Origin of the sequence: Bacteroides sp. (assembly GCF_019417265.1) — a bacterium.
Classification (GTDB): domain Bacteria; phylum Bacteroidota; class Bacteroidia; order Bacteroidales; family Bacteroidaceae; genus Phocaeicola.
This window is the reverse complement of record NZ_DXVR01000079.1, coordinates 4746-14125: the sequence shown is the minus strand read 5'-3', so window position 1 is coordinate 14125 and position 9380 is coordinate 4746. Positions and strand designations below refer to the sequence as shown.

Genomic DNA, 9380 nt, shown 5'->3' with positions numbered 1-9380 from the left:
GACTCTCAATTTCCGATTGCTCAATTCGCAAAGCATTTCTTTTTGACTATAAAAAAACTGACATTATTTTATTTATATTGGTAATTTTCTTTCTTTATATAAGAAAATCTGTTAGTCCCTCTTGAAAATATCCCTTGTATATACCTTATCCTTCACGTCGTCCAGGCATGAATCATATCTGTTGGCAATGATTGCTCCCGACAGTTTTTTGAATTCCTCCATATTGTTCACCACCTTCGAGCCGAAGAAAGTCGAACCGTTCTCAAGAGTAGGCTCATATATTATTACCGTAGCCCCCTTAGCCTTGATACGCTTCATCACTCCCTGGATAGAGCTTTGGCGGAAGTTATCGCTGTTCGACTTCATTGTCAGCCTGTACACACCTATCACACATTCCTTCTCAGTGTGTAAATTCCATTGTGCGTTTTCAGAATAATACCCCGCCATCTTCAGCACCTGGTCCGCAATGAAATCCTTCCTTGTCCTGTTCGATTCCACAATAGCATGAATCAGGTTCTCCGGCACATCCGCATAGTTGGCCAGCAGCTGCTTCGTATCCTTCGGCAGACAGTAGCCGCCATATCCGAACGACGGATTGTTATAATGATTGCCTATTCTCGGATCAAGACTGATACCGTTTATAATATCCACAGTGTTCAGTCCCTTCATCTCCGCATACGTGTCAAGCTCGTTGAAGTACGAAACCCTCAGTGCCAGATAAGTGTTCGCAAACAGCTTCACCGCCTCTGCCTCAGTCAGTCCCATAAACAGAGTGTCAATATTCTCCTTTATGGCACCATCCTTCAGCAGTTCGGCAAACGTTCTTGCCGCCTCCTTCAGTTCCTCTGCATGGTCAGTCAGTTTCCCGTCCGGACATCCCACGATGATACGGCTCGGGTAGAGGTTGTCATACAGAGCCTTGCTCTCCCTCAGAAACTCCGGCGAGAACAGCAGTTTCAGGTCCCTTCCGTACTTCCTGTACAGTCCCTCACAATATCCCACAGGAATAGTACTCTTAATCACCATCACCGCCTCTGGGTTCACACTTCTCACCAGGTCGATTACCTCTTCCACATGACTCGTGTCGAAATAGTTCTTCACCGGGTCATAGTTCGTAGGAGCCGCTATCACCACAAACTCCGCATTCCTGTAAGCCGCTTCCCCGTCGAGAGTAGCCTTCAGGTCCAGTTCCTTTTCAGCCAGATACTTTTCTATATATTCATCCTGAATAGGAGAGATACGGTTATTTATCTTCTCCACCTTTTCAGCTATCACATCTACAGCCGTAACCCTGTTATGCTGTGCCAATAGAGTTGCAATAGACAACCCTACATATCCTGTTCCTGCTACCGCAATATTCATTTTTTTTAGTTTATGAGTTTTTAAGTTTATAGTTCTTAATTATTAATTCCCATCAGCTCCTGCTCACCTCCAGCCCCTTGTCCGAAAGCTTCATCTCCACAAATCTCGCCCTGTCGTTCATTCTGTTCTCATTCAGAATCCTCTTTATTCTCACGGCCGCTTCCGGGTCCTTCGCTACCATATACAGGAATCCTCCGCCACCTGCTCCCGGCAGTTTATATCCCAGGCACAGGTCATCTACCATCTCCGTCATGGCCCTTACCGCCTCAGGGTTCGTACCGCTGTCCAATCTCTGGTTCTGCGTCCATGTCTTGCCCACCAGTCGTCCCATCGTTTCGAAGTCATTCCTTATTATCGCCTCATACATATCTATGGCATGTCCCTTCATCTGTTCAAGAATCCTCAGATGCTTTTCCGAGTTCAGGAACATACCCTTCACAATCTCCGCCAATATACCCTTGGCCGTACGTGTTATTCCCGTGTAGTACAGCAGATGACATTTCGCATACTCACTGTCATTAAATATATAGTCAGGCATCCATTTCACACCCGGTTCCTGCCTCCATCCCGGCATAGTCTGCAGCAGTTTCACTCCCTGCAGCACACCTCCGTACTGGTCCTGCCATCCGCCACCCGTAGTCAGCAGCTGTTCAAGTATCAGAGTCCTGTTGCAGATACCCTGTCTGTCCCGGTTCAGTCCGCAGAAATCATTCAGCGCACCGAGCACAGTAGCCGCAAGTATCGAGCTTGTACCAAGTCCCGAGCCTGCCGGTATAGCCGAAAGCAAAGTCACATCGATACCCCTGCCGAAAGCCTTCAGCTGCTCCTCGAGCGAAGCATAGCTGTCCATACAGAACTCAGGCAGGAAACCCGACAGAGCCAGAGCCGCCTTAGGAATGGAGAACGGAGAGCCCACCTTACGGAAATCCCTCAGTTCGTCATATGAAGAAATCACCTCCGCAGCCCCAAGGTCAATCGACCTCAGAGTTATACTATATTTATCCGACGGTTTCACATACACCTGCAGCGGCGGCTGTCCGTTCAGCTCTATAGCCATGTTCACCACATTACCGCCCTCCATCAGACTGTAAGGAGGAGTATCAGTCCATCCCCCCGCAAGGTCTATTCTCACCGGGCTTCTTCCCCAGACTATCTGGTCAGCATACACCGCCATCACCGGCCTCTGCTTCAGGTCCATAGCCCCCGTCAGTCCCTTTCTCATCAGTCCGAAAGCCCTTTCCTCCATAACCTTAGCCTCAGGATTCCCCGTCAGTTCCATCACTCTTGCCCTGAACATCCCGTCGCTAATCCTCTTCAGCAGTCCCGCATCCTCCGGCAGTTCCTCCGGCAGTCCGATACCGCCCTTGGCAAACTCCCTTGCCGTTTCCTCAAGGTCCGTCTGATAGAATACACTCCTCTCATGATTCCTTGCCAGCGTACTCAGGTTCTTCATTCTGAAAGCCTCACGCTGAGCCGTCAGCCTTCTCAGGTTGGCATAAGCCGATATACCGTCAGCCGACATCTTTTGGGCTTCCATCCATATCTTCCTTCCTGCTGTATCATCAGCCCTGTCAGTCATCCAGGCAAGCACATCACCCATATCCGCGATGCTGTCTACTACAGGGAAAATCTCCGCGCTCTGCAAGTCCCAGTTGCCCGGAATATCCTCAGCCTTCAGTCCCCTCTGTTCCAGCCATTCCGTCACCGGCTGTCCCAAGAATAGGGTAGAGGACTCCTTCAGGCTGCCCTTGAACTTATCCTCAAATCCGTACGGTCTTGCCACGAATCCCTTTTCACCCATCGGCACCACGTCGATACACAGTCCCTCAGACAGTGAAATTTCCCAGTCATTCTCCGGCACTCCCGTCACTATATTCTTGCTCGACAGACACCATTTGCTGCCGATAAAACTGTTCTCAATCCATATCTCCGCATTCCTTTCCGTCAGCCCCACGTTCATTATCGCGTTCTGCACGAACACAGCCGGATGCGGTTTCACCTTATGATGCATTATCGCCCTCTGGTCCATCACACAGTTCTGCACCGCCAGAGTAGACGAAATCATCTCCCTGCTCGTTCCGTAGTGATGGAATTCCCCTCCCGGCAACGGCAGTACCACCACCTTCAGGCCGTTCAGCTCCTTGTCCGCTATCCTCGGATTCTCTCCCAGTGCAAGACCGAACTCCGAGTACATATCATAGAATTTCACGTTACCTTCGCTGTCCATGGAACGTTCCGCCATCAACTTTACAGCTCTGTCGCTCAGCAGCCAGATACCTATGTCCATCATACACAGATAATCCTTCATCATTGCCGCCATTTCCTCCACACCCGGTTTCTGCATCATGAACTCTAATTTTTCCGGCGTCTTTCTTGAAGCCACGAACACCCCGTGGTTCTTCATCAGTTGCGGGTCCTCCCACAGTCCGTAGCACACCACGTCCGCCTCCGGAATCTCCTGCAACTGCTCCTTCGCCCTTATATACACGTCGCCGCTCGCTATCAGCGTGTTCAACCCCTTAGGAGCCTTCTCCATTATCTCCTCATACAGCGGCAGTTGCAGGTCCGGCAGATTCTGAGTCAGCTTCTGTCCTCGCGCCCATCTGAACACCGGTACCGGCGTCAGAATCTTTCCCGACGGAGCATAAGCCGGCAGTCGTCTGCTCTGTCCCCCCGCGTGCAGCAGAATCCTTTTCTCCCTGCCCAGCCACGTCATAAGGTCCGCACCGTCCGCCTCTTCTCGTCTGCAAGCATCAAGGAGCCATGTCGTTCCACCTCCCGAACCCAGTTTCCTACCTATCGGATCCGAAGTGCAGAACCATTCCTTCCTGTCCGCATTCATTATATCATGAAAACACTCCACCAGATTCGGTGGCAATGAAAGTAATTTCTTCATATTTGTCATAAATCCTTCCTTTCCTTTTTCCCTGTTCCCGTTTTATAAGCCCTGCTTTTCCCTGTGTTTTTACGGATTTGCGTCAGCTCTTCCATTGTAGTATTTTTCAGGCAGATAATCCAAACCGCAGAACACCAACGCCTCAAATTCGTGAAGCTGTATATATGGAATAAACCTTGCCTCATTTTCATATTGGGCAAATGAATCTTCCAATAACTTGATTCTTTCGTATTTGTCAGCTATGTTTTGGCTCTTGTCATATTCCGGAAAAGTAGAAGGTAAAGCATAATAGTCAAACATAGTAGTAAATATATGCCTTTCATACTCATTATCAACATATGTCCTCCTTACTATCTCCAGGTTGCTATGTACCTGATTGAAAGAAAACATACCTCCTGCCGTTCCCTTTTTCCTATTTGTATTTATAAGAATGCTCTTTACAGAAGTCACACCATTAGCCAATAGATAAGGTTTTAAAACACCTTCCACAAACCCTTGCTCAGTCTGTCCTTCGCATAACACATGAACTATCTTATTCTTCATACCGGTCTGCCTCCTATAACATTCTTATCCCATAGTTCACTTATAGAATAATTCTCAAGCCACAATTTATAGTCCTGCTCGTTCAGTTTCGTTATTGTTGTAGACTTCTTTTCCTCATCCATCTCAACGACCGACACATTATCGATGTCAAAATAATCCACAAGATCTTTACTCTGTGACGCTATTATCACTTGCGAATGAATAGAGGCTTCCTTAATCATTTCCGAAAGTTGTGATATAGCATATGGATGAAGACCAAGTTCAGGTTCATCTATTATAATCACGCTCGGCATAGTTTCTGCCGGTTGCAGCAACAGAGTAGCTAAAGCTATAAATCTTATAGAGCCATCCGACAACTGATAAGAGTTGAAAACATAATCCGTTGCAGAGTTATCCTTCCATCTCAACGAAATATTATTTCCCACAGGCTCAAGATAAAAATCCTGAAACTGAGGAATTACATCCTTCACATAATCCACAATCTTTTTATAAGATTCTCCATAATAATTTTTTAGGAATAGCAGGAATGAAGGTAGATTATTTCCATGGGATTGCAGATAATTTGATGTCTCTACAGGACAAGGTTGCCTTAAAGGCCCATTTTCTGAAGAATCGTGAAACTGATAAACCTTGCAGAAAGACAACATTTTATAAACAGCTTTTGCCACTTTATTTGTATTGTCTACAAGAGAAGATTCCTTAAAATTAGGTTTGAGAACCAATTGAAAAGGCTTGTCTTCCCCTTTTCTAAGCCAACTGATATTTTCTTCAGTGATTATCAGTCTGTCCGGTGAAGCCTTGCTGAGAGTAAACTGATAAGTATCAACAGAATTCTCATCCGCAAACTTAAGTTGGGCCGACATTGCAGGAGTCATTTTTGCTCCAAAATAAAGCAGTGAGTTGGCAGTGCCCGCCATTTCCACATATATTTCAAACGAACGGCTCATCATATAGCTCAGCATTCTGAAGAAACTTATTATATTGCTTTTTCCCGCACCGTTTGCTCCAAGCAATATATTTACATTCCCCAATTCTAATGTTACCGGATAATTAAAGGATATTGATTTATATCCTCTTATGGTTACTTCCTGTAGCTTTATAGAGTAGTTATGTCGTTTTATCATATCTTAATCAATTTTTACCAATTGTTTCTATCTGTTCTTCTGACAAAAATAATCATTTTTTCAATCCCCATCACAGCCTTAGTACACATTTTTAGGTTTATGCTTAACTTTTCATTTTCCTCCACACCCTTCTTTTCACCATATACGGAATAAACCATGCCGCTTCCCTCGGCATTACAGCCGACATCCTCACACACCTCTTCACCCAGAACCAGGCGTTTCCGGCCACTCTCCTCAGAGCCGACAGTCCCTTGTTCCGTTTCTCCCTCTGCATTTTCAGCAGATACCCGTCCCTCCATACCGTTTCCTCTATGAACACACTGTTCCTGCCACAGTCCGGTTCGATAGGGAAGACCTCCACCTCCAGACACCTCTTCAGGAAACCGAAAAGAGCAGCACAAAACCTCTCCATATGCAGTTCCTTGATTATTTTAGAAAGAAACTCCATATCCAACTCCGCATTTCTCAGCATTACCGCCACGTCGCACACCTGCTTCATCCCCATGCCATAAGTCAGGATATGCCTTCTCAAATGCACCATCACGCACACAAGATACACCTCCGCACTCTCAGGATGCTCCTTCACAAGCCTTTGCAGCACCCTGTTATCCTTCGGGCAATACGCAAAATCCCTTCTCTGATGAAACTCCACACTTACCCCCTCAATAGAACAATCCACATCCTCATACAGCCTTTTATACTTTATGCCCCATTTCCGCAGCACCTCCTCAATCCTTTCCGCACCCCTCATCACCACAATGTCTATATCCCCGAAGCTCCTCGCTTCCGGCTTCCTGTACCATTTCGCTACCGACGGCCCCTTGAACACCTCTGCAGTCATACCCTCATCGGCCAATTTCTCCACTATCTTCCTTGCCAATAACTCAATCTTCTTTCCCCTCTTTTCGATATACATCAGCGTCTTTACCCAATTCATCCCGTCACTTCCCAAGTCCGCGCCACACTCATCCATCCCCATTGCCAACAGACCGCTCACTGCCTGCAGCCTTCCCATCTCAAAAAGAGTTCTCCTCTCCCTGTCAGACACAGAAAAGCCCTCGGAGCGACTTCCTCCACCCCAAAGGCCGGTATTTAAAATCTTATAAAACAACTCCCTCATCATCAGAACCTTTTCAGCTTAGCCGATACAAACTGCGGCACCTTCCATTTAGTATAAGCACCCATTTACAGTTTCTCACCAATATATCCGACATAAAATATTTTTTCACTTTCATCATAATAAAAGTGTATTCGCCCTGCACCGGGTATAAAACGAGAATGCCATGAGCAGTGTCTTGTCTCCCCATCCTCAAATTTAACAAACATTTCCGGCAATCTGCTGCGAGTTTCCGATTCAGGCGTTGTTTTATACTTGAAAATGGAAGTTGAAATAGGAACAATAGAATTAGCTGCCACCCTTTCCAAATCCCTAAGTCTATAATAGATTTGCTCTACAGCCACAGCATCTTTAATGTTTTTAAGTTGCTCTAAAGCCTGCCCGGCAAAAATCAGATGAGGAAACAGACTTACAGTTTCTATTGCCAGAACACTTCCATTAGTGGGTATATTGATTTTTGTTTGAAAGAAATCTCTCAGGTTTTCTATACCATTCGGAGTAACCACATGCTTACATTGCGAAACGGAAGAAACTTCCTCTCCATCCTCATCAAGCATATAGATATTCACGTTGTAATTCCTGTCAGTCCATATATCTTCCAGCGATAATCCTAATGCCACAGAGTCTTCAATATCCTCGCAAGCCCATCCTAATCCTTTACAGTCTTCCCCATTATATTGAAATCCCGTTACATTATACTTGTTTTCCAAGTCATCTATAGGTTCTAATGTACACATTCTGTTAATAATGACAGACTTTAAATCCTTGTCAATTACAGCTTCATTATTCAGAACCCTGTTCAGAGTCTGTCCACTCAGAATCCCCTTTCTTGTAGCCTCGTCCGTCATTCTCGTATTGGAGACACCCATTTCCGACAGTTTCTTCAAACAATTGCCTAACAACAGAAATGCATTTTTTGCCGTTTCATTGTCGGTAAAAGAATGCAAGCTTAATTCATTAAAATACGCCTCCATACTTTCAGTCGATTAATTGTGTCAGAACATCATCCCAGCTGTCAAAAAAATTCTTTGGACGAGCATTCAACTTACCCTCATCATTAATTTGTATCTCATCCGTATAAGTAACATCCATATCCTTATCCGCCCCAAAGTATTTTTGCACGAATATTACATTAAGTTGCTCCTTTGAGATTATTCCATCTTTTCTTGCCAGTCTCAGGCTGTTCAGTATATGGTCACTATGCGATTCAATAATAATCTGCACACCATTCGCAGCTGCCAGAGCCATTAGCTTTCCTAATTCCACTTGTGCAGCCGGATGCAGATGCGCTTCCGGATTTTCTATGATAATCAAATCATTTTTCTTGGCTCTTAGCAAAGCCACTATAACCGGCATACAATAAGTAAAACCGAATCCCACTTGCAGAGCTGAGTATTTTTTCCCTTTAGTCCCTGCCATACCGAATTCAAGTTTAATCTTATCCTTATCTATATCCGTAGTACTTGCTTTAAGTGCAGGAACCTGCATAATATGTGCCATCCATGCATTTACATTCTCTGTCAGTTGAGTCTGTTTTTCATTCAGGCTTGTATGTCTCATCTCTTTCAGGCCAATTTCCTCGTTAGTGGCCAAAGCATTATTCAGATAAGCAGGAGTAAGTTCCCCCTGTATGCCCAGCGAAGTGTTATAAGCCCTTGCCTCATTTTTGTTGTACACAGCTCTCGGCCCCCATCTCTCTGCTTCTAAAAAAATAAATCCTTCATTAAACAAAGACAATTCGTTAATATCTCCTCCCTCATAATTATAATCCATTTCTTCACTACCGGCATCATTAGCATCCATAGTCCATTGATATACATTGCCGTCCACATCTTGAATAGATATCCCTATACTTCTTTCTTTGGCAAAAGTATAACACATGTCCCCTACAGATTCCATGTTTACGAAGTCATGTTTAAGTCTCAATTTTTTGTTTGGATTAAACAGATACCCCAGTTCAAAATTTTGCTTCAGAAACAGCAGCGATTGTATCAGTGTAGATTTATCCATGCCGTTTACTCCCGTAATCAATGTCAGAGGTTTAATATTGAAAGTTTCGTCTTCGAAAGCCTTAAAGTTCCTGAGCCTTATTTCCTTTATCATAATGCATTAGATAAATTGATTAATAAACTTTTTCATATTCTCAAATCTGTACCGTACCGCTTTTTTCGAGCTTTGTTTCAACTTAGTTCTACATAAAAAGCCCTCATCCTTAAAAAGCATCCTGTATTTCTCCTTGAATATCGTTCCCTTATCTTTCAGATTTTGATATTCGCTGTCATTCAAATCAGCAATAGCATAAGAAAAAGCGTCAAACAAATTATAGTTAACCCGTTTC

General features: G+C 44.7%; 8 protein-coding genes. All 8 read right to left on the bottom strand.

Features of this window, described 5'->3' with window-relative positions; genetic code table 11:
* Positions 1–111 precede the first annotated feature (111 nt).
* On the bottom strand, positions 112–1362 hold the full coding sequence (locus tag QZ379_RS09695; RefSeq protein WP_291563761.1) for a nucleotide sugar dehydrogenase: 1251 nt from the start codon (positions 1360–1362) through the stop codon (positions 112–114).
* Between the two features lie 52 nt (positions 1363–1414).
* The gene (locus QZ379_RS09690) at positions 1415–4258 is read right to left on the bottom strand and encodes a bifunctional fucokinase/fucose-1-phosphate guanylyltransferase (RefSeq protein WP_291563759.1); all 2844 of its coding nucleotides are present in this window, start codon (positions 4256–4258) and stop codon (positions 1415–1417) included.
* A gap of 69 nt (positions 4259–4327) precedes the next feature.
* Entirely contained in the window at positions 4328–4801 is a 474-nt protein-coding gene (locus tag QZ379_RS09685) for a DUF4276 family protein (protein WP_291563758.1), read from the bottom strand.
* Entirely contained in the window at positions 4798–5925 is a 1128-nt protein-coding gene (locus tag QZ379_RS09680) for an AAA family ATPase (RefSeq protein ID WP_291563756.1), read from the bottom strand. Before QZ379_RS09680 ends, QZ379_RS09685 begins: the two co-directional genes overlap by 4 nt.
* 103 nt (positions 5926–6028) lie before the next feature.
* Positions 6029–6940 carry a nucleotidyltransferase family protein gene (locus QZ379_RS09675; RefSeq protein ID WP_366933601.1) on the bottom strand — a complete coding sequence of 304 codons (912 nt, stop codon included), beginning with the start codon at positions 6938–6940 and terminating at the stop codon, positions 6029–6031.
* Between the two features lie 170 nt (positions 6941–7110).
* Positions 7111–8016, bottom strand: a complete 906-nt coding sequence (locus tag QZ379_RS09670) for a hypothetical protein (RefSeq protein ID WP_291563754.1) — start codon at positions 8014–8016, stop codon at positions 7111–7113.
* Positions 8017–8020: 4 nt separating this feature from the next.
* Positions 8021–9145 carry a DUF3696 domain-containing protein gene (locus tag QZ379_RS09665; protein WP_291563752.1) on the bottom strand — a complete coding sequence of 375 codons (1125 nt, stop codon included), beginning with the start codon at positions 9143–9145 and terminating at the stop codon, positions 8021–8023.
* A gap of 6 nt (positions 9146–9151) precedes the next feature.
* The coding region (locus tag QZ379_RS09660; protein WP_291563750.1) for a hypothetical protein at positions 9152–9380 on the bottom strand (229 nt) is incomplete at its 5' end.